Annotated in this window: 23 protein-coding genes, 1 pseudogene and 1 riboswitch; of the genes and pseudogenes, 10 read left to right on the forward strand and 14 right to left on the reverse strand. The window is 71.6% G+C overall.

The genetic code is table 11. The features are described from left to right. Position 1: 1 nt before the first annotated feature. The 5 genes and pseudogenes from ABZ848_RS21530 to ABZ848_RS21550 form a co-directional block, all read right to left on the reverse strand. On the reverse strand, positions 2–916 hold the full coding sequence (locus ABZ848_RS21530; protein ID WP_360834039.1) for an SDR family oxidoreductase: 915 nt from the start codon (positions 914–916) through the stop codon (positions 2–4). A gap of 95 nt (positions 917–1,011) precedes the next feature. Next, positions 1,012–1,422, reverse strand: a pseudogene (locus tag ABZ848_RS21535) (DUF4180 domain-containing protein). A 94-nt stretch (positions 1,423–1,516) separates the two neighbouring features. Continuing rightward, positions 1,517–2,146, reverse strand: a complete 630-nt coding sequence (locus tag ABZ848_RS21540; protein ID WP_360834041.1) for an MBL fold metallo-hydrolase — start codon at positions 2,144–2,146, stop codon at positions 1,517–1,519. Then, positions 2,146–3,231: an S-(hydroxymethyl)mycothiol dehydrogenase gene (locus ABZ848_RS21545; protein WP_360834043.1), complete on the reverse strand. Its 1,086-nt coding sequence runs from the start codon at positions 3,229–3,231 to the stop codon at positions 2,146–2,148. The genes ABZ848_RS21540 and ABZ848_RS21545 overlap by 1 nt, the downstream gene beginning before the upstream one ends. Positions 3,232–3,319: 88 nt before the next feature. After that, positions 3,320–3,898, reverse strand: coding sequence for a transketolase (locus ABZ848_RS21550; RefSeq protein WP_360834045.1), 579 nt, complete (start codon positions 3,896–3,898; stop codon positions 3,320–3,322). 227 nt (positions 3,899–4,125) lie between these two features. On the opposite strand from ABZ848_RS21550, the gene ABZ848_RS21555 reads away from it, so the two are divergent. The 4 genes from ABZ848_RS21555 to ABZ848_RS21570 are packed head-to-tail and all read left to right on the forward strand — an operon-like array spanning position 4,126 to position 9,503. Beyond that, positions 4,126–4,884 carry an isopentenyl transferase family protein gene (locus tag ABZ848_RS21555; protein WP_360834047.1) on the forward strand — a complete coding sequence of 253 codons (759 nt, stop codon included), beginning with the start codon at positions 4,126–4,128 and terminating at the stop codon, positions 4,882–4,884. A 50-nt stretch (positions 4,885–4,934) separates the two neighbouring features. Then, the gene (locus ABZ848_RS21560; RefSeq protein ID WP_360834049.1) at positions 4,935–6,227 is read left to right on the forward strand and encodes an FAD-binding protein; all 1,293 of its coding nucleotides are present in this window, start codon (positions 4,935–4,937) and stop codon (positions 6,225–6,227) included. Further along, the gene (locus ABZ848_RS21565) at positions 6,224–7,720 is read left to right on the forward strand and encodes a TIGR00730 family Rossman fold protein (protein WP_360834051.1); all 1,497 of its coding nucleotides are present in this window, start codon (positions 6,224–6,226) and stop codon (positions 7,718–7,720) included. The genes ABZ848_RS21560 and ABZ848_RS21565 overlap by 4 nt, the downstream gene beginning before the upstream one ends. Before the next feature lie 28 nt (positions 7,721–7,748). Beyond that, entirely contained in the window at positions 7,749–9,503 is a 1,755-nt protein-coding gene (locus ABZ848_RS21570; protein WP_360834053.1) for an ABC transporter ATP-binding protein, read from the forward strand. A 40-nt stretch (positions 9,504–9,543) separates the two neighbouring features. Here the strand turns inward: ABZ848_RS21570 and ABZ848_RS21575 are convergent, their stop codons facing one another. After that, a complete protein-coding gene (locus tag ABZ848_RS21575; RefSeq protein ID WP_360834055.1) occupies positions 9,544–11,004 on the reverse strand; it encodes an aldehyde dehydrogenase family protein in 1,461 nt (486 codons plus the stop codon). 133 nt (positions 11,005–11,137) lie between these two features. Further along, on the reverse strand, positions 11,138–11,428 hold the full coding sequence (locus ABZ848_RS21580) for a hypothetical protein (protein WP_360834057.1): 291 nt from the start codon (positions 11,426–11,428) through the stop codon (positions 11,138–11,140). Positions 11,429–11,601: 173 nt separating this feature from the next. Here ABZ848_RS21580 and ABZ848_RS21585 point away from each other — a divergent pair, with 173 nt between their 5' ends. After that, positions 11,602–11,970, forward strand: coding sequence for a nuclear transport factor 2 family protein (locus ABZ848_RS21585; RefSeq protein ID WP_360834059.1), 369 nt, complete (start codon positions 11,602–11,604; stop codon positions 11,968–11,970). Between the two features lie 45 nt (positions 11,971–12,015). Here the strand turns inward: ABZ848_RS21585 and ABZ848_RS21590 are convergent, their stop codons facing one another. Next, positions 12,016–12,519: a MarR family transcriptional regulator gene (locus ABZ848_RS21590; protein ID WP_360834061.1), complete on the reverse strand. Its 504-nt coding sequence runs from the start codon at positions 12,517–12,519 to the stop codon at positions 12,016–12,018. A 61-nt stretch (positions 12,520–12,580) separates the two neighbouring features. Between ABZ848_RS21590 and ABZ848_RS21595 the strand changes: the two genes are divergently transcribed. Together ABZ848_RS21595 and ABZ848_RS21600 are read left to right on the forward strand one after the other, a co-directional pair. Next, complete coding sequence (locus tag ABZ848_RS21595; protein WP_360834063.1) at positions 12,581–13,435, forward strand: hypothetical protein; 855 nt, start codon at positions 12,581–12,583, stop codon at positions 13,433–13,435. Between the two features lie 4 nt (positions 13,436–13,439). After that, a riboswitch (ZMP/ZTP riboswitch) is annotated at positions 13,440–13,523 on the forward strand. Positions 13,524–13,546: 23 nt separating this feature from the next. Beyond that, positions 13,547–14,395, forward strand: coding sequence for a bifunctional 5,10-methylenetetrahydrofolate dehydrogenase/5,10-methenyltetrahydrofolate cyclohydrolase (locus ABZ848_RS21600; RefSeq protein WP_360834065.1), 849 nt, complete (start codon positions 13,547–13,549; stop codon positions 14,393–14,395). Here ABZ848_RS21600 and ABZ848_RS21605 read toward each other — a convergent pair whose 3' ends face one another. Both ABZ848_RS21605 and ABZ848_RS21610 read right to left on the reverse strand, forming a co-directional pair. Beyond that, entirely contained in the window at positions 14,396–15,397 is a 1,002-nt protein-coding gene (locus ABZ848_RS21605) for a CU044_5270 family protein (RefSeq protein ID WP_360834067.1), read from the reverse strand. Beyond that, positions 15,390–15,938, reverse strand: coding sequence for a sigma-70 family RNA polymerase sigma factor (locus ABZ848_RS21610; RefSeq protein ID WP_360834069.1), 549 nt, complete (start codon positions 15,936–15,938; stop codon positions 15,390–15,392). The genes ABZ848_RS21605 and ABZ848_RS21610 overlap by 8 nt, the downstream gene beginning before the upstream one ends. Positions 15,939–16,043: 105 nt before the next feature. On the opposite strand from ABZ848_RS21610, the gene ctaD reads away from it, so the two are divergent. Together ctaD and ABZ848_RS21620 are read left to right on the forward strand one after the other, a co-directional pair. Next, complete coding sequence (gene ctaD, locus ABZ848_RS21615) at positions 16,044–17,651, forward strand: cytochrome c oxidase subunit I (RefSeq protein ID WP_360834071.1); 1,608 nt, start codon at positions 16,044–16,046, stop codon at positions 17,649–17,651. 5 nt (positions 17,652–17,656) lie between these two features. Next, positions 17,657–17,998, forward strand: a complete 342-nt coding sequence (locus tag ABZ848_RS21620; protein ID WP_360834154.1) for a hypothetical protein — start codon at positions 17,657–17,659, stop codon at positions 17,996–17,998. Here ABZ848_RS21620 and ABZ848_RS21625 read toward each other — a convergent pair. The 3 genes from ABZ848_RS21625 to ABZ848_RS21635 form a co-directional block, all read right to left on the reverse strand. Beyond that, entirely contained in the window at positions 17,995–18,420 is a 426-nt protein-coding gene (locus ABZ848_RS21625; protein WP_360834073.1) for a hypothetical protein, read from the reverse strand. The two genes, ABZ848_RS21620 and ABZ848_RS21625, sit on opposite strands and share 4 nt — an antisense overlap. A 19-nt stretch (positions 18,421–18,439) precedes the next feature. Next, entirely contained in the window at positions 18,440–22,126 is a 3,687-nt protein-coding gene (locus ABZ848_RS21630; RefSeq protein WP_360834075.1) for a choice-of-anchor D domain-containing protein, read from the reverse strand. Between the two features lie 139 nt (positions 22,127–22,265). Further along, a complete protein-coding gene (locus ABZ848_RS21635) occupies positions 22,266–24,233 on the reverse strand; it encodes an RICIN domain-containing protein (RefSeq protein ID WP_360834076.1) in 1,968 nt (655 codons plus the stop codon). Positions 24,234–24,450: 217 nt separating this feature from the next. Here ABZ848_RS21635 and ABZ848_RS21640 point away from each other — a divergent pair, with 217 nt between their 5' ends. Further along, the gene (locus ABZ848_RS21640; protein ID WP_360834156.1) at positions 24,451–25,680 is read left to right on the forward strand and encodes a glycosyltransferase; all 1,230 of its coding nucleotides are present in this window, start codon (positions 24,451–24,453) and stop codon (positions 25,678–25,680) included. A gap of 67 nt (positions 25,681–25,747) precedes the next feature. Here the strand turns inward: ABZ848_RS21640 and ABZ848_RS21645 are convergent, their stop codons facing one another. Next, a complete protein-coding gene (locus ABZ848_RS21645) occupies positions 25,748–26,476 on the reverse strand; it encodes a TetR/AcrR family transcriptional regulator (RefSeq protein ID WP_360834078.1) in 729 nt (242 codons plus the stop codon). Positions 26,477–26,506: the final 30 nt, after the last annotated feature.

Consider the following 26,506-nt stretch of genomic DNA (forward strand, 5'->3'; position numbering starts at 1 on the left):
CCTACCGATAGCCCGTCGTGTCCGCCGGCTTCCCCGCGTCCTGCACCTCCACCAGGTACCGCCAGGCGTCCGGGCGGCTGCCGTCGAGGTCGGTGAAGCCGTAGACCTGGGCGAGGCCGCCGCTGGAGAGGGACTCGCCGTTCCAGCGGGAGACGTCCGGGTCGGTGGCGAGGGCGGTGACGGCTCGGCCGACGTAGCGCGGGGTCTCGGAGATGGCGAAGTGGGGGACGCGGTCGAGGGCCTCGCGCCAGTTGTCCTCGCGGACGCCGAAGTGGTCGAGCATGATCTCCGAGCGCAGCCAGCCCGGCGTCAGCGCGACGGCTGTGGCTCCGCGCGGGCCGAGTTCACGGCCGAGCGCGAAGGCCATGCGCAGTACGGACGTCTTGGCGAGGTCGTAGAAGAAGGAGACCCGGTAGTTGTCGCGGTTGTAGTCGGCGGTGCCGTCGGTGACCTCGACGACCAGGCCGCCGGGCCGGCGCAGCAGCAGGGGCAGGGCGTGGTGGCTGGTGATCGCGTGCGTCTCGACGGCGAGCCGCAGCAGGCGCAGGCCCTTGTCGAGGTCGTGCTCCCAGACCGGGGTGTCCCATGCGAAGAGGTTCTCGCCGCCCCAGATGTCGTTGACGAGGACGTCGAGGCGGCCCTGTTCGTCGGCGATGCGGTCGACGAGGGCACGGACCCGGTCCGGGTCGAGATGGTCGGTGGGTACGGCGATGCCGTGGCCGCCGGCCTCGGTGACCAGGTCGGCGGTGTCCTCGATGGTCTCGGGGCGGTCGTACTCGGAGCGCTGGGCGCGGGTGCTGCGTCCGGTGACGTAGACCGTGGCGCCGGCCGCGCCGAGTTCGACCGCGATCCCCCTCCCGGCGCCCCGGGTCGCCCCGGCGACCAGCGCCACCTTGCCTTCGAGTGCTGCCGACATGTCCGGCCTCCCGTTCCGCTGCGACTGCTGTCACTGTCGAGGGTGCCGGGGAAGCCGGACATCTCCTGTCGTGTTTTGGCGCGGACCTCGGACGGTCACCCGGCCGGGCGCAGTTTCGCCTCCAGGGCGGCGCGGTCCGCGAGGAACCAGATGTGGCCGCCCTGGTTGGTCTCCTGGACGAAGTCGCGCAGGGCGGTGCTCTCGGCGAGGTGCCGGGAGATGTCGCCGACGACGGCGAGGCGCTGCCGGTAGTTCACGAACTTCTGCATGACCGCGCCCGCGACCCCCGACCGCAGCCGGAAGAAGTCCTCGGCCACCCTCCCCCACTCTCAACTCCGTTCGAGCGGGGGGACCCCCATCACAGGCACCACGACCAGCTCGGCGTCGTGGCCCATCGCGTCACCGATGAGATCGAGCGCGGCCTGCTCCCCGTCGAGCGGCGGGCCGTCGGGGGCGCAGACCAGGGCGCGGGTGTCATGGAGGGTCACGAGCGTGTTGGTGGTCATGACCGGTGATCGTATTGCGCGCCCGGGGTCACTGGCCGGGCGATGCGCTCCCCCAGCCGGATCAGTGGCCCCGGCCGCGCCCCTCCGGCCGGCATCAGTGGCCTCGGGCGATCCATTCCTCCAGGTGCGGAGCCTCCGCGCCGATGGTGGTCGAATCGCCGTGGCCGGTGAGGACCTTCGTCTCGGGCGGGAGGGCGAGCAGGCGGTCGCGGATCGAGTCGATGATCGTCGGGAAGTGGGAGAAGGAGCGGCCGGTGGCACCGGGGCCGCCCTGGAAGAGGGTGTCGCCCGTGAAGACCGCACCGAGGGCGGGGTCGTAGAGGCAGACGGCGCCGGGCGCGTGGCCCGGGGTGTGGATCACCGTGAGGTCGGCGCCGGCGGCCTCGATGACCTGGCCGTCGACCAGATGGGCATCGGGGTCGCGGTCGGGGTGGGTCTGCTTCCACAGGGGCAGGTCGTCGGGGTGCAGCCAGATGGTCGCGCCGGTGCGGTCGGCCAGGGCCGGCGCGGCGTCGATGTGATCGTTGTGAGCGTGTGTGCACACGATGGCCTTGAGCCGGCGGTCGCCGACCGCTCCGAGGATGGCGTCGGCGTCGTGGGCGGCGTCGATCACGATGACCTCGTGGTCGTCGCCGACGATCCACACGTTGTTGTCGACGTCCCAGGTGCCGCCGTCGAGGCTGAACTGACCTGAAGTGACAAGGTGTTCGATACGAGCGGTCATCACAGCACCACCACCGAGCGAAGGACGTCACCGTGGTGCATCCGCTCGAAGGCCTTCTCCACATCGGTCAGTTCGATCGTCTCGGTCACGAACTTGTCGAGCGGAAGGCGGCCCTGCAGATGCAGGTCGATGAGCATGGGGAAGTCACGGGAGGGAAGGCAGTCGCCGTACCAGGAGGACTTGAGCGATCCGCCGCGGCCGAAGACGTCCAGCAGGGGCAGTTCGAGCTTCATCTCCGGGGTGGGCACACCGACGAGGACGACGGTGCCGGCGAGGTCGCGGGCGTAGAAGGCCTGCCGGTATGTCTCGGGGCGGCCGACCGCCTCGATGACGACGTCGGCGCCGAAGCCGCCGGTCAGCTCCTGGATCGCCGCGACCGGGTCGGACTCGCGGGAGTTGACGGTGTGGGTGGCGCCCATGGACCGGGCGGTCTCCAGCTTCCGGTCGTCGATGTCCACGGCGATGATCTTCGCCGCGCCCGCGAGGTTCGCCCCGGCGATCGCCGCGTCGCCCACGCCACCGCAGCCGATGACCGCCACGCTGTCCCCGCGGCCGACGCCACCGGTGTTGATCGCCGCGCCGATGCCGGCCATCACACCGCAGCCGAGCAGCCCGGCCACCTGCGGTGCCACACTCGGGTCGACCTTGGTGCACTGCCCGGCCGCGACCAGCGTCTTCTCGGCGAAGGCGCCGATGCCCAGCGCCGGCGACAGCTCAGTGCCGTCGGTGAGGGTCATCTTCTGCTCGGCATTGTGGGTGTTGAAGCAGTACCACGGGCGGCCACGCAGACAGGCCCGGCAATTACCGCACACGGCACGCCAGTTGAGGATCACGAAATCGCCGGGCGCGACATCGGTGACGCCCTCCCCCACCGACTCCACGACACCCGCGGCCTCGTGCCCGAGCAGGAACGGGAACTCGTCGTTGATGCCGCCCTGCTTGTAGTGCAGGTCGGTGTGACAGACCCCGCAGGCCTGCACCTGTACGACCGCTTCCCCGGGGCCGGGGTCCGGCACGACGATCGTCTCCACCCGCACCGGCTCGTCCTTGCCCGGTGCGATCACGCCGCGTACTTCCTGCGCCATGGTGTTGAACCCTTTCGTCGGCCGCTGTCCCTGTCTTTCGACCCTACGGGTGACTGATCGGTAACGGCATCGCGGCCCCCACCGGCGCTCAGCGCAGGAAGTCGCGCACGGACCGGGCCAGGGCCTGCTCGTCGAGGCCGTCCGCCCCGCCGAGGGCGCACAGCCGGTGCGGTACGTGCACCAGGGTGTCGGCCACCTGGCGGGCCGAGGTGCCGGGCAGTCCCGGCTCGACGAGGATCACGTCGGCGTGGTCCGCGGCGAGGACCGCCGTGCGCAGGCCGATCTCGTCGAAGGGGCGGATGGTGGCGCCGTACAGGACGGACAGGTCCAGGCCGGTGGTGGCGCGCAGCACGGGGTCGAGGGTGGCGCCGACGGCCAGGACCACGCCGGTGCGTCCCTCCCGGACGATCCGGAAGCCCTCGGTCGCCTCCCGTGGCTCGGCGTTGGACTCGGCGGACACATGGACGTAGGCCCGGTCGCCGCCGCGCACGGCGTCCAGGATCACCCGGCGGACCTCGGCCGGATGCCCGGGGACGTGCACGCTCCAGCCCGGGTCGGCGGCGAATCTGGTCAGCTCCGCCACGGCTCCGTAACCGACCAGGACGGCGCCGCTCCCCCGCGACTCGGCGACGGTCTCGGCGACGGCCAGCAGCATGTCGGATTGCACGGGACGGCCTCCTGGGGATGGTCGTTCATTTCGATTCGGGAAGAAATGGTTAAGAAACAAAAGGCGTTTCTCAACGCTCGTTCATATTTCCCTGGATTCCCCGGACCGCAGCCCGCCAATCCGGGTAATTCAACCTTTAACAGGGTCACAGGAATGTGGAAATCTCTTTGCCCGGTCCAGATGTACGCCTGGTTCTTGACCATGCCGGTCCTCCGTATTTTGGCGTCATGGCCGAGAACACTTCACGTCCGTATGTCCATCTGATCGCGGGACCGACCGGCGTCGGCAAAAGCGCGGCCGCCACCGCACTGGCCCGAAGTACCGGAGCCCCGATCGTGGTCGCCGACCGCTTACAGTGCTTCACCGACCTGGCCACCACGAGCGCCAGGGCCGGCGCCGACGTTCCGGGCGCGCGCCGGCACTGGCTGGGCGACCGGACCTGCGCCGACGGCGACCTGTGCGCGGAGCGGGCCGCCGACGCCCTGGTGGAGCTGGTGGAACGGCTCGGCGCCCGGCACCGGCCGGTGATCGTCGAAGGGGGTTCCATCTCGCTGCTGCGGGAGCTGTCGGCCCGCCTTCCCGCCCTGTCCTGGCGGCTGACGGTCCAACTGCTCCCGGTGCCGGAACAGGCCGTGTACGTCGACGCGCTCACCCGCCGGGCCCGGGAGATGCTGGCTCCCGAGCCGCCGGGCCGCAGTCTTCTGGCGGAGCTGGCCGCGCTGTGGCACGAGCCCGAGCAGCGGCTGTTCGCGGCCTCGGTCAACGGTTTCGAGGCCGTTCTGGAATGCTGCGCGAAGTATTCGGTCGACGTGGAGAGCCTCGGCGAGGAACACCTTCCGGAGCGTCTGCTGGACCGTATGGCCGCGCTGATCGCCGAGCGGCACGCGGAGCACGGTTTTCTCCAGCACCGCGTGTTCGCCGAGATTTTCGAGGGACGAATGGCCGATTCCGGTCTCGATGCCGATCTGCTGGAGCGTGCTGCGTGAAAGGAGCGTCCGGTCTCGTTCCCCCGGCGAATGCCGAGGAGCAGGATCTGTTGCGGGCCTCAGCCGATTTCGGGCACATCGTCGGCTCGCGTCCGCTCGGCGTCCTGACGGCGCGTTCCGTGGGCGCCGTACAGGAACTCGTCGCCTTCGCCGGGCCGCGCGGAATCGCGGTGACCGCGCGCGGGGGCGGCCAGGCGCTGTACGGGCAGGGGCAGGCCGACGGCGGCTATGTCGTCGACATGGCGGGACTCGACGAGGTGCGCTGTGTGCCGGAGGACCGGCTGCTGGTCGCCGGGGCGGGTGCGCTGTGGAGCGACGTGGTGCGGGCCTCCCTCGCCGACGGGCTGGCGCCGCCTGTGGTGCCCGACCATCTCGGCGGCAGCGTCGGCGGGGTGCTGAGCACCGGGGGCTTCGGCGGCTCCAGTCACCGGTTCGGCCTTGTCGCCGACTGGGTGCGGGAGTTGGAGGTCGTCACCGGCGCAGGGGAGCGGCTGGTCTGCTCGCGGCAGGAGCACCCGGACCTGTTCCGCGCGGTGCTGGCGGGTCTCGGCCAGTGCGCGCTCATCGTCCGGGCCACGCTCCAGCTCCTGCCCGCACCGGCCCAGGTCCGCCGCTACCGCCTCTACCACCACACGCCCGGCACGTTCTTCACCGACCAGCGCCGGCTGGCCCGCGACGCCCGCTTCAGCCATGTCGCGGGCCAGGCGCGCCCCGCGCTGGGCGGCGACTGGCACTACATGATCGAGGCGGTGGCCCCGCACACCGGCCAACTCCCGCCCGAGGACGGCCTGTTCATCGGCGACCTCGACCACGACCCGGACACCGGGGAGATCGAGGACCTCACCTACGCGGAGTACCTGCACCGCCTCGACCGCGACGAGCGGTTGCTGCGGGCGACCGGCGAGTGGCACCGCCCGCACCCGTGGCTGACGCTGCTGCTACCGGAGGAGGCGGCCACCTCGTTCGTGCCGTCCGTGCTGTCCGAGGACGCCCAACAGGCGCTGCGCGTCTGCGGCACGGTCCAGCTGCGCCCCCTCACGGGCAGCACCCTGCACGCGCCGCTGCTGCGCAGGCCGCCCGGCGAACTGCTCTGCCTGCTCTCCCTGATGCGCACGGCACCACCCGACCGCCCGGACGTCGTACGGCAGTTGGTGACCGCGAACCGCGCGCTCCACACCCGCGCCACCGCCGTCGGCGGAGTCCTGCACCCGGGCGGCGCGCTCCCGATGACACCGGCCGACTGGCGAACGCACTTCGGCCCCGACTGGGACGAACTCGTGCGCGCCAAGGCCCTCTACGACACCCACCGCGTCCTCACCCGGGGGTACGGGCTGTGGCCGTGACCTCGGTGACCGTGTTCTGCGGCGCCTCCCCCGGCCACCGGCCCACCCACCTGCGCACGGCCGGCGAACTCGGCCGCGCGCTGGCCGAGTCGGGGCTGCGACTCGTCTACGGCGGTGCCCGCACCGGCCTCATGGGCGCCGTCGCGGACGGGGCGCTGGCCGCGGGCGGCGCGGTCACCGGAGTCGTGCCGCGCCGCATGCTGCCGTACGAGATCAACCACGCCGGACTCACCGCGCTGGAGATCGTGCCGGACCTGCACGCCCGCAAGGCGCGCATGGCCGAACTCGGCGATGCCTTCGTGGCGTTGCCCGGCGGCCTGGGCACGGCGGAAGAACTGCTGGAGGCGCTGGCCTGGGCGCAGCTCAACATCCACCGCAAACCGTGCGTCCTGCTGGACTCGGACGGCTTCTACGAGCCGCTGCTGGCCTTCCTTCAACACGCCCGCGACGAGGGGTTCCTGCGGGACGGGGACCTGGAGCGGGTGGTGGTGTGCCGGTCGCCGCGGGAGGTGGTCGAGCTGCTGACGGCTCCGGAGCCCGCCGTACGCGCCGATCCTCCGCGGCTGCCGGCCGGGCGGACCGCGTTCCTGTTCTCGGGCGGCGGCTCGCAGCAGCCGGGCATGGGGCGTGAACTGCACGCCCGCAGCCCGGTGTTCGCCGAGGCGCTCGACGAGGTGTGCGAGCGGCTCGATCAGTATCTCGAAGTCCCGTTGCGGGACGTGATGTTCGCGGGCGCGGGCACGCGGACGGCCGCGCTGCTGGACCGGATCGCGTACGGCAATCCGGCGGTCTTCGCGCTGCAGGTGGCGCAGTTCCGGCTGCTGGAGAGCCGGGGCGTGCGGCCGGACGTGCTCTTCGGGTACTCGGCGGGGCGGATGGCGGCCGCGTATGCCGCCGGGGTGTTCTCGCTGGAGGACGCCTGTCGTGCGGTGGGCACGCTGTCGCGGCTCATGGGCGGGCTGTCCGGCACGGGCGGCATGGTGGCGCTGGAGGCGTCCGAGGGTGAGCTGGAGCTGCCGGACGACGTGGTGATCGCGGCGGTCAACGGGCCCCGGTCGGTCGTGGTGTCGGGCGACCGGAGTGCGGTGGCGCGGGTCTGCGCCGAGTGGTCGGCGAAGGGCCGCCGGGCCCATCTGCTGCGGGTGGACATGGCGCCGCACTCGCCCCATCTCGACCCGCTCCTGGACGAGTTCCGGGCCACCGTGGCCGCCATGGAACTGCGCGCGCCGAGGATCCCGCTCGTCTCCGACGTGACCGCGCGGCCGGTCGGGGCCGAGGCGACCCGGGACGAGTTCTGGGTGCGGGAGCTGCGCCACCCGGTGCGGTTCGCGGACGCGGTCGACCGGCTGCGCCGGGACGGCACCACCGTCTGGCTCGAACTGGGCCCGGGCGAGGTGCTGGTGGGCATGCTGGAGGAGTGTCTGCCCGGGGCGTACGCGGTGTCGGTGGCCCGGAATCGTTCGTGGTCGCGGGAGGGTGCCGACGTAGCCTGAATGCTCACCCGCCTGCCGAAGGAGCGCCGTGAGCATCGCTGAGACCGAGACCGGCCCGCCCGCCTGGCGGCTGCTCCTCGGCTACGTACGACCCCATCGGTGGCCCCTGCTCGCGGGCGCCCTCCTCTCGCTGGTCACGGGCGGGACCGGGCTGCTGCTGCCGCTGGTGGCCAAGGGTCTGATCGACGATCTCTCGCACGACCGGGCCATCACCGGCGCGCTGCTCGCCATGTCGGCGCTGGTGGTCGCCAACGCGGCGCTGGGCGCGCTGGGTTCGTACGTGCTGCGCCGCACCGCCGAGTCGGTCGTCCTCGGCGCACGGCGCGCCCTGTCCTCGTATCTGCTGCGTCTGCGCATCCCGGCGGTCGACCGCAGCGAACCGGGCGACCTGATGGCCCGGATCACCTCCGACACCACTCTCCTGCGCGAGGTCACCACCGATTCGCTGGTCGGCCTGGGCACCGGCGGGCTCACGCTGGTCGCGACGATCGTGATGATGGGTCTGGTCGACCCGGTGCTGCTCGGGGTCACCCTCGCGGTGATCGTGGGCGCGGGCACGGTGCTCGGGGTGATCGTGCCGCGCATCAACCGGGCCAGCAGACGGGCCCAGGACGCGGTCGGCGTGATGGGCGCCTCGCTGGAACGTATCCTCGGCGCGCTGCGCACGGTCAAGGCGTCGGGCGCCGAGCACCGCGAGGAGCGGACGCTGCACGACGCCGCCGAGGAGTCGTGGCGGCAGAGCGTGCGGGCCGCCAAGTGGTCGGCGGCCGCGGGCAACACGGCTGGGCTCGCCATGCAGATCGCGTTCATCACGGTACTGGCGGTGGGCGGCGCGCGGGTCGCGACCGGCGCCATCCAGGTCGGTACGCTGGTCGCGTTCCTGCTGTACGTCTTCTATCTGATGTCGCCCATCCAGAGCGTGGTCGGCGCGATCACGCAGTACCAGACGGGTGCGGCGGCCCTGGCCCGCATCCAGGAGGCGCTGAACCTGCCCTCCGAGCCGGTCTCCCGCCCCGCCCCGCTCCCCTCCCCCGGCGCGGAGCCGGCCGAACTCGCCTTCGACGAGGTCCGCTTCCGCTACGCCGACGACCTCCCCTACGTCCACCACGGCGTCACGTTCGCCGTCCCGGCACGCGGCATGACAGCCTTCGTCGGACCGTCCGGCGCGGGCAAGACGACGGTCTTCTCGCTCATCGAGCGCTTCTACGACCCCGAGTCCGGGACCATCACCCTGGACGGACGCGCCCTGCGGGACTGGGAGTTGCCCCAGCTCCGTTCGGCGATCGGTTACGTCGAGCAGGACGCGCCGGTGCTGTCGGGTTCGCTGCGGGACAACCTGTTGCTGGGTAACCCGGAGGCCGACGAGACCACGATCACCCGCGTGCTCAAGACCACCCGCCTCGACGGTCTGATCGCCCGGCTGCCCAAGGGCCTGGACACCCTCGTGGGACACCGCGGCACCAAACTCTCCGGTGGCGAGCGCCAACGGGTCGCCATCGCCCGCGCGTTGCTGCGCAGGCCGCGGCTGCTGCTGCTCGACGAGGCCACGTCGCAGCTGGACGCGGTGAACGAGGCCGCGCTGCGGGACACGGTCGCCGACGTCGCCCGTACGACGACCGTGCTCGTCGTCGCGCACCGGCTGTCGACGGTGACGATGGCGGACCGGATCGTGGTGATGGACGCCGGGCGCGTGCGGGCGGTGGGGACGCACCGGGAACTGGTCGCCGCGGACCCGTTGTACGCGGAGCTGGCCGCCACGCAGTTCCTCGCGACGGCCGGTTGAGGGACGGTTCGTAGAAGGGACCGGTCTGGCAGGGACCGGCCTAGAAGGGGTAGTGGGCGTGCTGGGTGGCGATGGTCACCCAGCGGGTGTTGGAGAACGCCTCGATGCCCCAGCGCCCGCCGAACCGCCCGTATCCGGAGGCCTTCGCGCCGCCGAAGGGGGCCTGGGGCTCGTCGGCGACCGACTGGTCGTTGATGTGCACGATGCCGGTGCGGACACGGCGTGCGACGGCGAGCCCGTGGGTGGCGTTCTCGGTGATGATGCCGCAGGTCAGCCCGTTGTCGGTGTCGTTCGCGACGGCCACCGCATCGGCGTCGTCGGCGAAGGTGTCGACCACGCAGAGCGGCCCGAACGCCTCCGCGTAGTACAGGTCGGCGTCCTTCGGCACATCGGTCAGCACGGTCGCGGGGTGCACGGCACCCTCCGGCGCACCACCGCCGACCAGGACCTTCGCCCCCTTGCCGACGGCGTCCCGGACCAGCCCGGCCACCCGCTCGGCGGCCGACGCGCTCACCAGCGGCCCGACCACCGTGTGCGGGTCGGACGGGTCGCCCGCCCGCAGCGCCGCCACCTTCGCCGCGAACTTCCCGGCGAACTCCTCGGCCAGCGACTCGTGTACGAGGATGCGGTCGCCGGACATGCAGATCTGCCCGGCGTTCATGAACACGCTGAAGGCGGCGGCGTCGACCGCGTAGTCCACGTCGGCGTCGTCGAGCACGATCACCGCGTTCTTGCCGCCCAACTCCAGTACGGCCGGCTTGAGATGACGGGCCGCCAGCTCGCCCACGATACGGCCCACGCCGGTGGAGCCGGTGAAGTTCACCCCGCGCACCCGCTCGTCCGCGATCAGCGCCTCGGCGACCTGGGCCGCGTCCTCGCGGGCGTTGGTGACCACGTTGAGCACGCCGTCCGGCAGCCCGGCCTCCCGCAGGACGTCCGCGATCAGCAGACCGCAGGCGATCGGCGCGTCCTCGCTCGGCTTGACGACCACGGTGTTGCCCGCGGCCAGCGGCGCCGCGACCGCCCGTACGCCGAGGATGACCGGCGCGTTCCACGGCGCGAACGCGGCGATCACGCCCAGCGGTTCGCGCACCGCGAGCCCGAGGGCGCCGGTCTCCTGGGCGGTGAGCACCTCGCCGCGCGGCGCGGTCACGGCGGCGGCCGCCTCGCGCAGGATGTTCGCCGCGAGGGCCACGTTGAAGTAGGCCCACGGCCGGGTGCCGCCCGCCTCCCGGGCCATCAGCTCGGCGACCTGCTCACCGCGGGCGTCCAGCAGGTCGGCCGCCTTCAGGAAGATCGCGCGCCGGGCGAACGGGGCCAGCGCCGCCCACTCCTCGAACGCCGCGTCGGCCGCGTCCACCGCCCGCCGCACGTCCTCCGGCCCCGCGGCCGCCACCGTCGCGTACACCTCGCCCGTGTAGGGGGCGAGGTCGTCCGTGGTCCGGCCGGAGACCGCCGGGACGTCCTTGCCGCCGATGAACAGTTCACGGGTGATGGGCATCGTCCGCACCTTTGCGTTCGCCGTGTGAAATTTCATTCACCTTTCGATCTGCATGCTCCGAGCAGGTCGCGGCAAAGTCAAGAGCCGCCCGTTCCCGGGCGGCCCTTGAGGGAGAGGTGCGCTGGGGCGCGGCCTATTCGAAGGCGCCGAGCAGCCCGTACGCGGGGGCCGCCATGTCGGTCACCTGGTGCAGCTGGTTGAGGTCGTTGAGCCGGTTCAGCTGCTGCAGTTGCGCGGACGGCCGCGGGATCTGCGCCTTGTGCTCCTCGGGCATGTCGCTCACGGTCAGCGAGTCGAGGGTGGCCATCGGGTTGATCCGGCCCTCGTTCGGCGCGACCGTGGCCGCGTTCGCCATCGGGGCCGCCAGACCGGTGATGCCCGCTGCGAGGCCAACGGCGGCGACGATACGTCGTGTTGAGATCATGCTTTCAGCAACGGCGGCCGGCGCCCGGCGGTCACGGGCGTGCCGCGCCGCTCACCCGTCAGGCGCAGCACGCCGCTGCGCTTGCCGAGCCTGCCGGGGCGGAGGAGTCTCGGAGGGAGAGGCCCTTCGCGGCCCGCTCCTCGCCGGGTCGCGGCCCTCGAAGGAGGTCAACCATGGGCACCGCGGCAAGCACCGCCTTCAGCGCCGATACGCTGCGCAAGGGCGTCGAAGGACACACGGCGACGGATCTTCTGTCGCTCTACGCGGACGACGCGCAAGTGCGCATCGTGGACCGCAACACCCAGCCGAGCCAACCCAAGGTCCTGCACGGCCGTGCCGAGATCGGCGCGCTGTTCGAGGACATATACAGCCGAGACATGACGCACAAGGTCGACCAGTGCATCATCCAGGGCGACCACGCCGCCTACAGCCAGTCGTGCCAGTACGCGGACGGGACCCGGGTCCTGGCCGAGTCGATGATCACGCTGCGCGACGGGAAGATCGCCGAGGAAATCCTGATCCAGGCATGGGACGAGCAGTAGGGAGAGCCCCGAGGGTCCAGGTCACCACCCGGCTGACCTGGACCTTCACCGCCCGGCTCGGTCGGCCTCGGCCGCCACGACCAGCTTCCGCAGCAGGTCGGCTAGCGTCCGCTGCTCTGCTGCGGTCAGTGCTGAGAGCAGCGCGACCTCGCCGGCTTCCTCCGTCGCCGCATGCTGCTCGAAGGCGGCACTTCCGGCTTCGGTGAGCCGGACCCGCACCCGCCGCCGGTCGGCGGTCTCGTGCGTACGACTGATCAGCCCCGCCTCCTCCAGCGGCCCGAGCCGCGCCGACAGCGCGCCCCGGGTCAGCCCCAGCCGCTCGGCGAGCAGCGAGGGACTCGCGGTGTACGGCGGGCCGAGCCGCCGCAGCGTGAGCAGCACCTTGTACTGCCAGCGCCGCAGTCCGTCGGAGTCCAGGGCCTCGCGCCGGGCCTGTGTCGCGTGCCGGGCCAGCAACGCCAGCCGGACGAAGATCGCCTCCTTGACCGGGTCCATCCAGGCCAGTTCCTTCTGCCACTCCTCGACGTGCCGGTCGGCCGAGTCCTCCATCGTCTGTCTCCCGCAGTGGTTTTCTTGTGGATGGTTTTCCGCATAACTACCTTCTCCCGTCATGACGAACACGACGAGTGCTTCGCGCACATCCGTGGATCTCGACGAACTGATCGCCTCCGCACGGGAGTTGTCCCTCGCGGCCCGCTGGCCCCGCGCCCTCGCACTGCTGGACTCGACCGCCGTCACCGAGTCCGCCGACCGCGCCCGGCTCGCGCTGGCAGCGGCCGAAGTCGCCCTGGAGAGCGACTGGTTCGCGGGTACGGACCTCACTCCGGCCCGTGTCGGGGCCGCGGCCCAGCTGCTGCCCGAGGACGACTGGGACCTCGGCTTCGCACGGCTGCGACACACCTACTTCGGGCTGCTCCGCATCGACGGCACCGTGTGCTTCGGCCCCGACGGCAAGGATCCCGAGGCCCTGGCCGCGGTTCGACGCGAGGTGTACGCGCTGCGGGACCGATCCCCGGACGTGGTGCGCGGCGGCTGGGCCTCGATGTACCTGGGTCTGATCACCGACAACCACTTCGGCGAGGGCGACGCCGCGGCCGCCCACTACACGGCCGCGCTGGAGGCCGGCGAGTCGGGCGCCGATCCCCTGCTGGCCCGGGAGGCCCTGCGTCACCTCGGCGGTCACGCCCACGCCACCGGCGACCAGGACCGAGCCCTGGAACGCTGGCGCCGGGCCACCGAGCTGGGCGCCGGCGCGGGCAACCTGCCCGGCACGCTCTCCCAGCAACTGCTGCTGGCGATGCTGGCACGCGACACGGGCGACGAGCCCGGGGCCAGGGCCCTCGCGACCGAGGTCGCCCGCTGGGCCGGCGCGATCGGCGCCGACCGCCTCAACGCACAGGCGACCGCCTTCCTCGCCGGGATCGATCCGATGGGCTCGCCGAAGGAGGACGAGAGCGTCGGTTAGGCTCGTGGCGGGCCGTGACTGGCGCTGAGGTGGAGTACCACCGGGGAGCGGTCCCGCAGAGTCGATGCCGTGCGCCTGGGCGATCCGGTCACCACAGCCCAGGAGTGGATCATGTCCCAGGCACGTCTCATGGACGGCTCCGCGCTCGCCCGGCGCATCGTCGAGGCCACCGCCAAGAAGGCGGCCGACCTCACCGAGCGCACCGGCACGGCGCCCTGTCTCGCGACCGTGCTGGTCGGCGAGGACCCCGCCTCCGTCACCTACGTCCGGATGAAGCAGAACCGCTGCCGCAAGGCCGGCATCGAGTCCCGCCACGTGGCACTGCCCGCGGCCACGACCACCGCCCAACTCACCGCCGCTCTGCGCGAGTTGTCGGACGACCCCGCCGTGCACGGCATCCTGCTCCAGCACCCGATGGGCGAGCACATCGACGAGCGAGCCGCGTTCGAGGCGATCGCGCCCGAGAAGGACGTCGACGGCGTCACCTTCGCCTCGTTCGCGACGATGAGCTTCGGCCTGCCGGGGTTCGTGTCGTGCACGCCCGGCGGCATCATGCGGCTGCTCGACGAGTACGACGTCGACCCGGCCGGAAAGCGTGCGGTGGTCGTCGGCCGCAGCGCCATCCTCGGCAAGCCGGCCGGGATGCTGCTGCTCGCCCGCGACGCCACGGTGACCTACTGCCACTCCCGCACCCGGGATCTGTCGTCGGTGGTACGGGAGGCGGACATCGTGGTCGCCGCGGTCGGCCGGCCCCGCCTGATCCGCGGCGAGGACATCAAGCCGGGCGCGGTCGTGATCGACGCCGGCTACAACCCGGGCAACGTCGGCGACGTCGACTTCGACTCGGCCGTGGAGCGGGCAAGCCTGATCACACCGGTGCCGGGCGGCGTCGGTCCGATGACGATCGCCACGCTGCTGGAGCAGACCGTGGACGCCGCCGCCCGGCAGCTCGGGGTGTGATCAGCGCATCCAGGCGCTGTAGTCCATGACATCCCCCGCTCGCACGCCGTACTCGGGCTCGGCCTGCGTGAACGTGGTCTCCAGGCCGAGTACGGCGCCCGTCGCCGGGTCCATGATCAGCATCCGGCGGGTACCGGACCCCTCGTACACATACGCCTGCCCGCGCCTGCCGAGCCGGTCGGTCACCTGCCCCACCGGCCGCAGCCCCTCGGTGCCGGCCAGCAGCCGGGCGAGCGTCGCGGACTCTCGGGCGCCGAGGGTCCAGTGGTCGAGCAACACGTCGACGGCGTCGAGGAGTTCACCGGTGTCCGGCGTGGTGTGGAGGGACGCGGCCTCCTGGAGGTAGCCGCGCAGCCGGTCCACGTCGTGCGGCGGCGGGGACTCCGGCGGGGCGTCGCTCCAGCTCGGCGGATAGCTCTGCCGGCTGATGACGTGCCCGTCCTCGACCAGGTGGGGATCGCCACCGTCGTCGCGCAGCACCGGCCGACCCGGGTGCCGCGGATCAGTGGCCACCACGAGCTCGGTGTGACTGCCGTCCGCCTTCCAGCGCACGACCCGCTCCTCCGGGAGGGTGACCGGCGGCTTGTCGTCACTCATCCCCATGCTCCAGGACTGCACATGCGTGCCCTTGCGCAACTCCGGCTCCCCGTCGCCAGCGGCAGCCGCCGCCCGCTCCGCCAGAACCTTCAGGGGTACGGGGGTGGAGTCGGCCTGCACGACCAGCGGGCGGGGTGCGGCCACCGCGGGCGGCGTGCCGGGACCGCTGACGACGAGGGTCAGCGTGATGGCGGTGACGACGGCCGCGGCGACGAGGCCCCAGGCGAACCGGGCACGGTGGACCCCCGCCGTGCGGCGCAGCCATGTGCGGCGGCCGGCGGGCCGCTGCCGCAACAGCTCTGCGAGGTGCCGTTCGCCGTTGTGGTCCAGGGGTCCGTCGCCGTAGTGGGGGCCGTCGACCGGCATCGGGTTCGCGCGGCGCAGGAGTTCGAGTTCGTCAGCCATGGTGGTGCTCCTTCGTGGCTGTCGTACCGGTCGTGAGGGTGGGGCGCATGCGGTCGATCTCGGCTCTCAGCCGGCGCCGGGCCCGGTGCAGCCGCATCGCCGCGGCCCGCTTGCCGCAGCCGAGCGCGACGGCGACCTCGTCGACGCCGAGTTCCTCCCAGGCCGTCAGGCGCAGCACCTCCCGGTCGGCCTCGGAGAGCCGGGCCAGCGCCTCGTGCACCCAGGCGCCGGGCGCTTCGGTCTCGGGGCCCATCACGACCTGCCGGCCGTGCGCGGTGTCGTCGTTGCCCAGCCGGTCCATCAGCCGGCGCCGCCGCCCGTACCCGCGCACCGCGTTGGCCAGGCAGTTGCGTGCCACGCCGTACAGCCAGGGCAGCGGGGCTCCCGGCAGGTCGGCCCGGCGGCGCCAGGCGACCGTGAACACCTCCGCCACCACTTCCTCCACCTCGCTGGTCCGCCCGTCCAGTCGCCGCGCGACATAGCGGCTGACCGCCCAGTAGTGCTCGCGATAGGCAGCGGCGAAGATCTCGTCGTTGCTCATGTCCCGTTCATGTCCGGCACCTTCCGGATCGTCACACCCTCCTCCGTGACGCTCGTCGCACCGGTCGAGTGTGACCGCTTCGACCGGTCCGGACACAGGCGGGGCATGAGGAACCTCAAGTGGCTCACGACCACGGATCACAAAACGATCGGAACGCTCTATCTGGTCACGGCGTTCTCGTTCTTCTGTGTCGGTGGCGTGATGGCCCTGTTCATGCGCGCCGAACTGGCCCGCCCGGGCCTGCAGATCATGTCGAACGAGCAGTTCAACCAGGCGTTCACGATGCATGGAACGATCATGCTGCTCATGTTCGCCACCCCGCTGTTCGCGGGTTTCGCGAACTGGATCATGCCACTGCAGATAGGTGCCCCCGACGTGGCGTTCCCGCGCCTGAACATGCTGGCCTACTGGCTCTATCTGCTCGGTTCGACCATCGCGGTCGGCGGTTTCCTCACTCCGCAGGGCGCGGCCGACTTCGGCTGGTTCGCCTACGCGCCGCTGTCCGACGCGGTCCGCTCACCGGGCGTCGGCGCCGACATGTGGATCATGGGTCTGGCGCTGTCCGGGTTCGGCACGATCCTGGGCGCGGTCAACTTCATCACGACGATCATCTGTATGCGAGCGCCCGGAATGACCATGTTCCGCATGCCGATCTTCGTCTGGAACGTCCTGCTCACGGCGGTGCTCGTCCTGCTCGCCTTCCCCGTCCTGGCCGCCGCGCTGTTCGCGCTGGAGGCGGACCGAAAGTTCGGCGCGCACGTCTTCGACGCGGCCAACGGCGGAGCACTGCTCTGGCAGCATCTGTTCTGGTTCTTCGGCCACCCCGAGGTGTACATCATCGCGCTGCCGTTCTTCGGCATCATCAGCGAGGTCGTCCCGGTCTTCTCGCGCAAGCCGATGTTCGGCTACATGGGCCTGATCGGGGCGACCATCGCGATCGCCGGGCTGTCCGTGACGGTCTGGGCGCACCACATGTATGTCACCGGTGGCGTCCTGCTTCCCTTCTTCTCCTTCATGACCTTCCTGATCGCCGTGCCGACCGGGGTGAAGTTCTTCAACTGGATCGGCACGATGTGGCGGGGCTCGCTGTCGTTCGAGACGCCCATGCTGTGGGCCACCGGCTTCCTGGTGACCTTCGTCTTCGGCGGTCTGACCGGCGTGATGCTCGCGTCCCCGCCGGTCGACTTCCACGTCTCGGACTCGTATTTCGTGGTCGCGCACTTCCACTACGTCGTCTTCGGCACGGTCGTCTTCGCGATGTTCTCCGGATTCCACTTCTGGTGGCCCAAGTTCACCGGCAGGATGCTGGACGAGCGCCTCGGCAAGATCACGTTCTGGACGCTGTTCATCGGCTTCCACGGCACGTTCCTGGTCCAGCACTGGCTGGGCGCCGAGGGCATGCAGCGCCGGATCCCCGACTATCTGGCGGCCGAAGGGCTCACAACGCTCAACACGGTCTCGACGATCTTCTCGTTCCTGCTGGGATCGTCGCTGCTTCCCTTCTTCTACAACGTCTGGAAGACGGCCAAGTACGGCGAGAGGGTCGAGGCCGACGACCCCTGGGGCTACGGCCGTTCCCTGGAATGGGCGACCTCGTGCCCGCCCCCGCGCCACAACTTCACCACCCTCCCCCGCATCCGCAGCGAGTCCCCGGCCTTCGACCTGCACCACCCCGAAACCGCCTCTCCCGCCCGGGAGTTGACGTCGCTGTGACCGCCATGGACGAACACCCCGTCGACACGGAGGCCTTCCTCAACGACATCGAGGGCCATCTGCTCCTCGCCTCGGTCCGCGCCGAGAGCCGGGCGGCCGCCCGCCGTTTCACCGCCCCGCTCGACTGGCTCACGGAGGGTCAACGGGCCGAGGTGGAACGCCGTTTCGAGGCGGAGCACCTGAGACTCGCCCGCGCCTCCTGGGAGCACACGGCCGCGCGGGGCCGGGAGCTGCGCGCCGAGTACGAGGCGATGTACCGAAGACTCCGCGAGCGGACGCTGGCGCTCTGCCTGCTGGGGCCGGCCCTTTGCGTGGCCCTGGGCGTGGTGGTCCTGCCGCTGCGCTAACGCGCCGCGTCCTTCGGCTGGACGGCGTGCCAGTCCAGCGTCACGCCCTCGGTCGCGGCGGGCTGGACGTCGCCGGTGTAGGTGTACAGGGGCGAGCCGTCGTAGGTGACCTGGTCGCCGGTGCCGTCGGGGCGGGTGATGCGGCCGAGGGTGCCCGCGATGCCGGGCGGGAGCCGGAGTTCGGCGGCGGGCTCGGTGAGCAGGGGGTGACGGGTTTCGGTGCACGGGCCGAGGCACACGACGGCACCGGCGGCGGTCTCGGGGTCGTAGCGGTAGAGGGTGTGGCCGGACAGGTCCGTGAGCACCCGGCCCAGGGTGTCGCTGTCGCCCAGCATGACGGTCAGGGGCGGGGGTTCCGGTGCCGCACCGAGGCAGGACAACACGGCCGCGGCGGCCAGCAGGAGCGTCAGCAGTCTGCGCACGATGTCTCTCCTAGGGCGGTCAGTAGGCGATGCGTACGCCGGTGACGGTGTGCTTGTCGGTGCTGGAGCCGGTGGCGGCGGCGAATCCGACGAGCAGGTTCTTCGGCAGGGTCACCGCCCGGTCGAGGACCTGCTGTCCGTCGACGCTCACCACCAGGTGCCCGGCGCCGGTGACGTTGGCGTCGATGGTGTGGGTGCCGGAGCGCAGGTTGGGCACGGCCGTCGAGGTGGCGACGTAGTGCGGGGTCGATCCGGTGGCGGCGGTGGCGATGCCGACGAAGTTGCTCGACGGCTCGGTGCCGTTCCTGTGGGTGTCGAGCGTGACGGCGAGACCCGGCAGGCCCGCGTAGCCGAGCCCGCCGCCGCCCGCCCCGAGCGCCTTCGGGGTCGCCTTGGACGCGTCGAGCAGCAGCAGGGCGAGGCCGTCGGCGCCGGTGCCGCCGCCGATCGTGGCGCTGAAGCGGGCGCGCAGCCGGGCCGAGGGTACGGCGGTGGCCTGGATACCCGAGCCCTTGACGGAGGCGGTGGCCGGGGTGAGGACCAGGCTGGTGCCGGACAAGGCCGCGCTGCCGTTGTACGTCCAGCCGTTCGGACCGGGCGGCGGCACGGCGTACGAGCCGGCGGTGACGGCCACGTCCCGTACGGTGTGGATGTCGGTCTTCCCGCCGGTCCCGCCGGTGAAGGCGACGAAGGCCGTCGGACTCAGCGAGGCCACTGTCGTCCTGAGGAGTTGGACGCCGTCCATGGTGACGGTGAGGGTCTTGCCGGCGACGGACACGACGACGGTGTGCGGGCCCGCGCGCAGATTCGGCACGCCGGTCGTGGTCGAGGCGTAGGTGAGGGAGGTGCCGGTGCCCGCGGTGGCGATGCCGACGAAGTTGGCCGAGGGGTCGGTGCCGTTCTTGTAGGTGTCGAAGGTGACCGCCACTCCCGGCACTCCCGTCCAGCCGAGGCCGCCGCCCTTGGCGCCCAGGGCGGTCGGGGTCGCCCGGGCCGGGTCGATCAGGCTGAAGGTGAGGCCGTCGGCGCCGGTGCCGCCGCCGACGACGGTCGTGAACGCGGCCTTGAGGCCGTCGGTGAGGACGGGGACGGGGAAGACGGCCGAGCCCGCCTGGTCGGGGCTCGCCTGAGTGAGCTGGAGGTCGTCGCCGGAGAGCTGGGCAGAGCCGTTGAGTTTCCAGCCGCCGGCTCCGGGGGCCGGCAGGACGACTCCGGTGCCGGCGGTTCCGGTCGCGGTGAGCGTCTCGTTCTGCGGGCCGCGGCCGTCGTCGGAGGTCAGCTGGTAGGTGCCGGTGACGGCGCCTACGGAGGTCGGCGAGAAGGTGACCGACTGGTGCACGACGTCGTCCGGACCGAGCACCTGGCCCTCGCTGATCGGGTCGGTGACACGGAAGGGGGCCGCGGGTGGCGCCGCCTTGGTGATGGTCAGCGGGATGTTGCCGGTGTTGCTGATGTCGAAGGTCCTGGTCACCGACTGGCCGACCTTCACCTGCCCGAAGTCGGTCGAGGAGGGCGTGACGGCCAGCCGTGCCACGCCGACGACCGCGGTGCCGGTGAGGGCGACGCTCGCGGTGCCGTTCTGCCCGGTGACGGACAGCGTGCCGGAGTCGTCGCCCGCCGCCGTCGGCGTGTACGCCACCTGGACGGTGACCGACTGCTGCGGCTGGACGACCGTCCCGTCGGCGGGCAGCCCTTCCGCGCTGAACGGGCCGTCGGGCGGCACGCTCGCCGAGACCGTCTCGGCCTCGGTGCCGGTGTTGGTGAAGCTGACGCCGAAGGTCTTGCTCGTGCCGGTCGCGACGGTGCCGTACACCAGGCTCGACGGCGAGGCGACGAGGCCGGGTCTGGTGCCGTATCCCGTGAGCCCGAGACCGATGTCGCCGACGTCGGTGGCGAAGCTCAGCACGGAGGTGTCCGCGCCGGGTGTGGTCGGGGAGAAGGTCACCGGGACCGAGTACGTGTCGCCGGTGTGCAGGGTGCGCGGCAGTCCGGGTGGTGCTGCGGAGAACTGGCTCCCGGATGGCGTGCTCACCCCGCTGATCGTCACGTCCCGGGTGGCGGTGACGGTCACCGTGCCCTGGACGCTCTCCCCCACCGGTACCTTCCCGAGGTCCACGGCGTCCCCGATCAGCGCCGCGTTGGACGGCCGCCCGAAGGCGAGCACATGTCCGTCGCGAGTGCCGACGTAGACCCGGCCGCCGTCGGTCGCGGGCACCGAGAACTTGGACGCGGTGCCGATCGGGCCGGACCAGCGCAGCTTCAGCGTGCCGTTGACCGGTTCGGCGTCGTACGCGCGCAACTGGCCGCCCGCCCCGTTGGAGCCGTCCGAGTAGACGGCCCACACGAGCGCGGAGCCCGGCGTCGTCCCGGCCGAGGTGACCACGGGCGAGCCCGAGGTGTACCCGAACTTCTCGGTACTGGTGCCGGTGTTGCTGAAGGAGGGCAGGCCCGAACCGGTGGTGCCGTAACGGAAGGCGCGCAGCGGGCCGCGGCTGCCGATGGTGTAGACGTAACCCCCGCTGCCGCCGTACACCGCGGGGTGTCCCCAGACGCCTTCGTACGGGCCGAAGGTGCCGAGCACCTTGTCGGTGCCGCCGCTGCCCTGGCTGCGGCCGCCCAGGTCGTCGCGGTCGAGGAGGAACAGGCGCCCGTCCTTGCCGATCTCGACGAGCAGATGTGGGTGCTGAATCGTGCCGAAGGCGGGCGCGGGCAGGGCGACGGGGCCGCCGGAGCCCAGGTCGGTGTCGTTCTGGTCGAGGGTGGAGGCGTTGCTGGGGCTGAAGTAGTCCTGTGCGGACATGGTGCCGTCGCTGTTGACGCCCAGCCGGACCACCGACTCGGCCAGCTGGCCGGGAGGCCGGGAGCCTGGGCCGGGCGCCGGGGAGACACCGTTGCCGGTGGAGAACAGGATCTGTCCGGGGCCGTCGGAGACCAGGCCGCCGCCGCTCATCCAGATCCCGGCCATGCCGTTGGCGGACGAGTCCTCGGTCGCCCACAGGGTCTGCTCGCGGGTCGAGGTGTCGACGCCCAGGACATAGCCGACGTACGGCTTGACGTCGCAGTGCGAGGCGAAGCCCGCGTAGACCGAGCCGCCCATCAGCAGCAGGCCCGGGCGCTGCCCGGCCGTGAAGGCGTTGAAGGGGCGGCCGGGGTCGTTGACCGGTGCGCCGGCCACCTTCACGGGCCAGCCGCCGCGTTCGGCGCCGGTGCTGGCGTCCAGGGCGTGGACGTACCAGCTGGGGTGCTGGGTGTCCGCGCCGTCGTTGACCTTGGAGGTGAGGTAGACCGTGCCGGTCGCCGCGTCGTACACGGGTGTCGAGGTCACGCCGAGGTTGGGGACGAGGTCGCCGCAGCCGATGGCCGAGGCCGGCCAGGGAGCGCCCAGGCTGCGGGTCCAGGTGATGGCGCCGTTCGCCGAGTCGAGGCCGTAGACCTTGTTGTTCTCGGTGGCCACGACGACCGTCCTGCCGACCACGAGCGGCTGGGCGTAGACCTGCCCGTCGACGGTGGTGGAGAACTGCTGCCCGAAGTCGGAGCTGGAGACCTGGTCGGGGGCGAGGCCCGGTTCGTCGGGGTCCCAGCCCGTGCGGTCGGCGTCCGCCGAGACGGTCGTCTCGTCGGCACGGGCGGGCTGCGGTGACAGAAGTGTCGGACACACCGTCAGCAGTACGGCCAGCAGCCCGCCCGAGACTCTTCTGCCGCGCATCCGTGCCTCCGCCCTCGCTGTCCCGGCGCGGAGACCGGCAGGTCCCGCCGACCGTCATGGTCGGCGGGATCGTGCCGGGCAGAGGCGATCATGGTGCACGGCCCGCCCGGGTCCACCCGGACGGGCCAAGCGGAGGGCGCTAGTTCAGCGCCCACTTCTGGTTGGTCTGGCCGTTGCAGGTCCACAGGTCGAGGAGCGTGCCGTTGGCCGTGCCGTTGTTGTACGCGTCCAGGCAGATCCCGGCGTTGACATTGGTGATCGTGCCGTCGCTGTTGACGTTCCACTTCTGGTTGTTCTGGCCGTTGCAGTCCCAGATCACGACCTTGGTGCCGTTGGTCGTGCCCTGGTTGTAGGCGTCCAGGCACTTGTTGCCGTACACCACGAGCTCCTTGCGGGAGGTGTACGTCCAGGCCTGGTTCTGGCCGCCGTTGCAGTCCCACAGCTCGGCCTGGGTGCCGTTGGTGATGGTGTTGTTGTAGATGTCGAGGCAGCGGCTCGACTGGCTGCCGACGACCTGGCTGCCGTTGGCACCCGGCAGGGGGCGGACCGTGATGTCGGCGAGGGTCGGCGCGTTCGAGAAGGTCAGCGTGTTCGAGGAGCCCTTGGCCAGGCCGACCATCACCGAGATCGTGCCCTGCGAGGAGCCGGTCGGCGGGAAGGAGACGGTCGTCGTGCCCTGGCCGTTGACCTTGAGGGTGGCGGTGCGGGCGGCGGAGGTGTTGTTGGTGTAGGCGACGTCGACGACCTTCACACCGGTACTGCCGGCCACCACGCCGGAGAAGCTCGACGTGCCCGTGTAGGTGCTGCTCGACGCCTCCGTGCCGCCGGTGACGGAGAGCATCACCGAGCCGCCCGCAGGGACGCTCGTGGTGTAACTCGTGCCGTAGGAGCCGATGTTGGAACGGGCCCACAGGTCACGGACGGTCGCGGAGGCGTTCGTCAGGCCCAGGTCCGACCAGCGCACGGTGATGTTCTGCGCGGAGGAGGTGCGGTTGAGCAGGACGACGGCGCGGTTGCCGGTGCCGGACAGGACCTTGCCGTAGACCTGCAGCCCGGTGGTGTCCTCGGCGACCTTGACGCCCTGGAGGCCGCGCGCGTCCTGGTCGACGGCGACGACCTCGGGGTTCTTGAGGATGTCGGCGGTCTCCGTCGTCATCGTGGCGAGGTTGTTGCCCGCGAGGAGGGGTGCGCCGGAGATCGCCCACAGGTTCATGTGGGTGCGGTTCTGGGCGGCGGTGAAGCCGGACATGCCGACCATCAGCATGTCCGGGTCGTTGTAGTAGCCGGTGTGCTGTGCCAGGGGGTGCAGGGTCTGGTCGAAGTTGGAGAGCAGGTTCGTCATCGACGGCGAGTTGCCGTAGTAGATGATGTCCGTGCTCGTGCGCCACATCGGGGCCTGGCCCGGTGCCCAGTTCCAGGGGTTCTGCTTGCCCCAGTTGCAGATCGAGAGGGTGAGCGGACGGCCGGTGGCGGCCGCGGCCTTCGCGACCGAGTCGCTGATCGACTGGTACGTCGTCGCCGCGTCCAGGCCCTCCACGTCACCGCCGCACCAGTCGACCTTCACGAAGTCGAAGCCCCACTCGGAGAACTGGAGCATGTCCTGGTCGTAGTGGCCCTCGCTGCCGGTGTTCGCGGCGGCGGGGCGGCCGGTCGGGTAGTAGTAGCCGCAGCCGTTCTTGCCGGCGTCGGTGTAGATGCCGGCCTTGAGGCCCTTGCTGTGGATGTAGTCGGCGATGGCGCTCATGCCGCCCGGCCACTCGGACTCGTCGACGGTGATGTTCCCGGCACTGTCCCGGGTGCCCTGCCACCAGCCCTCGTCGATGTTGATGTACTTGTAGCCGGCCGCCGGCAGGCCCGCGGCCACGAACGCGTCGACCTGCTGCTTGATGACGCTGTAGTCGATCTTGGCGGCGAAGCTGTTCCAGGAGGCCCAGCCCATCGGGGCTGTGGGCACGGCCATCTGACGGCTCGTCGCCGCCTGCGCCGGGCCGGGCGCGGCGAACAGAAGCGCGGCGGCTGCGGTCAGGGCGAGGACGACGAGGCGTACGGCGGTGGCTCTGAGGCGTCGTACGAGACCTCTGCGGGTGGTGCGCGGCGGGGGGTACATGCGGCTCCTTCGGGCGGGGGAACTCCCGGGTAAACAAAGGCGGCTATTCGATATACCGAACAAGGATCGGTGAACCGAACGCGTCGCGCGCCGAAACTAGAGCCACCGGGAGAGGGAAGTCAACGGATGTGACAGGCGTGAAGTGGCCGTTGTGGACGGGTCGTTCTCGTCCCGCGGCGCTTCCCGGCGCCATACTGGCGTCGTGCGCGTAGCGATCATGACGGCGGGCTCGCGGGGTGATGTGGCCCCGTACACCGGACTGGGCCACCGGCTCTGCCAAGCCGGGCACGAGGTCACCCTGGTGACACACGCCCGCTTCGAACCACTGGTCGCCGGGTCGGGTGTCCGCTTCCACCCGCTGCCGGTGGACCCGCGGGCCGAACTGGAGTCCTCGCGCGGGCAGGGGCTCCATCGCAGCGGGACCGGAGTAGGCAAGCTGGTCCGGGTCGTGGCGATGGCGCGGGCCCTGGCGGGACGCATGACGGACGACCTGCTGGCGGCGGCCCGCGAAAGCGACATGCTGCTGCTGTCCGGTTCGGTGGGCCCGCTGGGCCACACCATCGCCGAGGGCCTGTCGCTGCCGTATCTGGATGTGCCGCTCCAACCCCTCGCTCCCACAAGGGAGTTCGGCCCTCCGATGCTGGGCGTCCGCTCGCTGGGGGCCGCGGGCAACCGCGTCGCCGGGCACGGGGTCGGCCTGGCGGTAGAGCTGGTCTTCGCCGGGGCCCTGCCCGAGGTACGGCAACGTCTCGGCCTGCCCCGCGTACGGACCACGACGGCCTGGCGGGCGCGGGAACGGCAGCGGCACCCGATCCTGCACGGCTTCAGCCCGCTCGTGGTGCCCCGCCCGTCCGACTGGCGCCCGGGCCTGAAGGTGACGGGTTACTGGTGGCCGTACGACGCCGAAGCCCAACTCCCGCCGCAGCTACGGGACTTCCTCGACGCGGGCCCGCCTCCGGTGTACGTCGGCCTGGGCAGCGCGACCGTGCCGGACCCGGCGCGACTGAGTACGGCCGTCGTACGCGCCCTGCGCCGGGCCGGACTGCGGGGCGTGATCCAGCGCGGCTGGGCCGACCTGGAGGCCTCCGGCGACGACATGCTCACCATCGACGAGGTCCCGCACGCGGCGCTGTTCCCCCGCATGGCCGCGGTGGTCCACCACTCGGGCGCGGGCACGACGGCAGCGGGCCTGCGCGCAGGCGTCCCGGCGGTCCCGGTGCCGATCCAGTTCGACGAGGGTTTCTGGGCATCGCGCCTGGTGCAACTGGGCGTGGCGCCGCGCGCGTTGCCGCTGCGCCGACTGACGGCCGACGCCCTGGGCGCCGCGCTGATGCGAGCGACCCGCGATCCGGCGTTCGAGCGGCGCGCGGCAGAGGTCGGGGCGCGGATTCGGGCGGAAGACGGCGCGGGGCCGGTGTTGGAGGCGGTGAGTCGGTCGGGGACCTAGCGGCGCGCTGCATCAAGAGGCAGCCGCCTCCGGACCCGGCTCGACCCGCCCGCCGAACGCAGCCGCCTCACTGACCGGCTCCGTCAGCCACGTCGGGCACGGCCGCCGCGTCGGCCACGTCAGCCACCCCGCCCTCCCCCGCCGACAGATCCCACCCCGCCGGCCGCAGAATCCCCAGCAGCTGCCGGACCAGTTCGTCCACCACCTCGTCCAGCGTCGCCTCCACCCACCCCGCGCTCCAGTCGTGGAGCAGCCCGTTCACGCTGCCGATGAAGGCCGTCGCCGCGATGCGGTAGTCGCGGCGGGCCGCCTCCCCCCGCGCCGCGGCCGCGTTCGCCTCCGCGCAGATGAGGTCGACCCAGCGGGCCCGACGGGCCAGGCGCTGTTCCTCAAGGCGGGGGCTGACGCCGATGATCTCGACGAAGGTGATGCGGATGCGGCGCGGGTCGCCGGTGACGTTCGCCGCGTAGGCGCGGAAGATCGCGGTGACCCGTTCGGCGAGCGGGCGGCCCTCCGCCTCGGCGAACGCGGTCAGCACCGCCTCCTCGGCCCAGTCGTTGACCTGGAGGTGCAGCGCGGCCAGCACGTCCTCCAGCGTGCGGAACTCCTCGTAGAACTGACGGGTCGACAACCCCGCCGCCTCGCTGAGCGCGGCGACCGTGGTCGCCCGGTAGCCGGGGTCGGCGCCGAACAGCTCCAGCGCGGCGGCCAGGAACCTGCTGCGCCGCTCGGCCTGCCGCTGAGCGGCGGTCTTGCCTCCGTACCGCCCTGTCGGCGCCTTGAGCCTCCCCGTCACGGACCCTCCTTTGTCGCCCGATCCCCAATT

This window comes from Streptomyces sp. NPDC047081 (assembly GCF_040643775.1).
Classification (GTDB): domain Bacteria; phylum Actinomycetota; class Actinomycetes; order Streptomycetales; family Streptomycetaceae; genus Streptomyces.

Bases quoted from the DNA above. Each gene is read 5' to 3' on its own strand.
- ABZ848_RS21605 (WP_360834067.1), bottom strand. From the start codon at position 15,397: ATGGCTGACGAACTCGAACTCCTGCGCCGCGCGAACCCGATGCCGGTC.
- ABZ848_RS21635 (WP_360834076.1), bottom strand. From the start codon at position 24,233: ATGTACCCCCCGCCGCGCACCACCCGCAGAGGTCTCGTACGACGCCTC.
- ABZ848_RS21610 (WP_360834069.1), bottom strand. From the start codon at position 15,938: ATGAGCAACGACGAGATCTTCGCCGCTGCCTATCGCGAGCACTACTGG.
- ABZ848_RS21545 (WP_360834043.1), bottom strand. From the start codon at position 3,231: ATGGCGCAGGAAGTACGCGGCGTGATCGCACCGGGCAAGGACGAGCCG.
- ctaD (WP_360834071.1), top strand. From the start codon at position 16,044: ATGAGGAACCTCAAGTGGCTCACGACCACGGATCACAAAACGATCGGA.
- ABZ848_RS21585 (WP_360834059.1), top strand. From the start codon at position 11,602: ATGGGCACCGCGGCAAGCACCGCCTTCAGCGCCGATACGCTGCGCAAG.
- ABZ848_RS21595 (WP_360834063.1), top strand. From the start codon at position 12,581: ATGACGAACACGACGAGTGCTTCGCGCACATCCGTGGATCTCGACGAA.
- ABZ848_RS21540 (WP_360834041.1), bottom strand. From the start codon at position 2,146: ATGACCGCTCGTATCGAACACCTTGTCACTTCAGGTCAGTTCAGCCTC.
- ABZ848_RS21640 (WP_360834156.1), top strand. From the start codon at position 24,451: ATGACGGCGGGCTCGCGGGGTGATGTGGCCCCGTACACCGGACTGGGC.
- ABZ848_RS21580 (WP_360834057.1), bottom strand. From the start codon at position 11,428: ATGATCTCAACACGACGTATCGTCGCCGCCGTTGGCCTCGCAGCGGGC.
- ABZ848_RS21620 (WP_360834154.1), top strand. From the start codon at position 17,657: ATGGACGAACACCCCGTCGACACGGAGGCCTTCCTCAACGACATCGAG.
- ABZ848_RS21575 (WP_360834055.1), bottom strand. From the start codon at position 11,004: ATGCCCATCACCCGTGAACTGTTCATCGGCGGCAAGGACGTCCCGGCG.
- ABZ848_RS21555 (WP_360834047.1), top strand. From the start codon at position 4,126: ATGGCCGAGAACACTTCACGTCCGTATGTCCATCTGATCGCGGGACCG.
- ABZ848_RS21530 (WP_360834039.1), bottom strand. From the start codon at position 916: ATGTCGGCAGCACTCGAAGGCAAGGTGGCGCTGGTCGCCGGGGCGACC.
- ABZ848_RS21600 (WP_360834065.1), top strand. From the start codon at position 13,547: ATGTCCCAGGCACGTCTCATGGACGGCTCCGCGCTCGCCCGGCGCATC.
- ABZ848_RS21590 (WP_360834061.1), bottom strand. From the start codon at position 12,519: ATGGAGGACTCGGCCGACCGGCACGTCGAGGAGTGGCAGAAGGAACTG.
- ABZ848_RS21630 (WP_360834075.1), bottom strand. From the start codon at position 22,126: ATGCGCGGCAGAAGAGTCTCGGGCGGGCTGCTGGCCGTACTGCTGACG.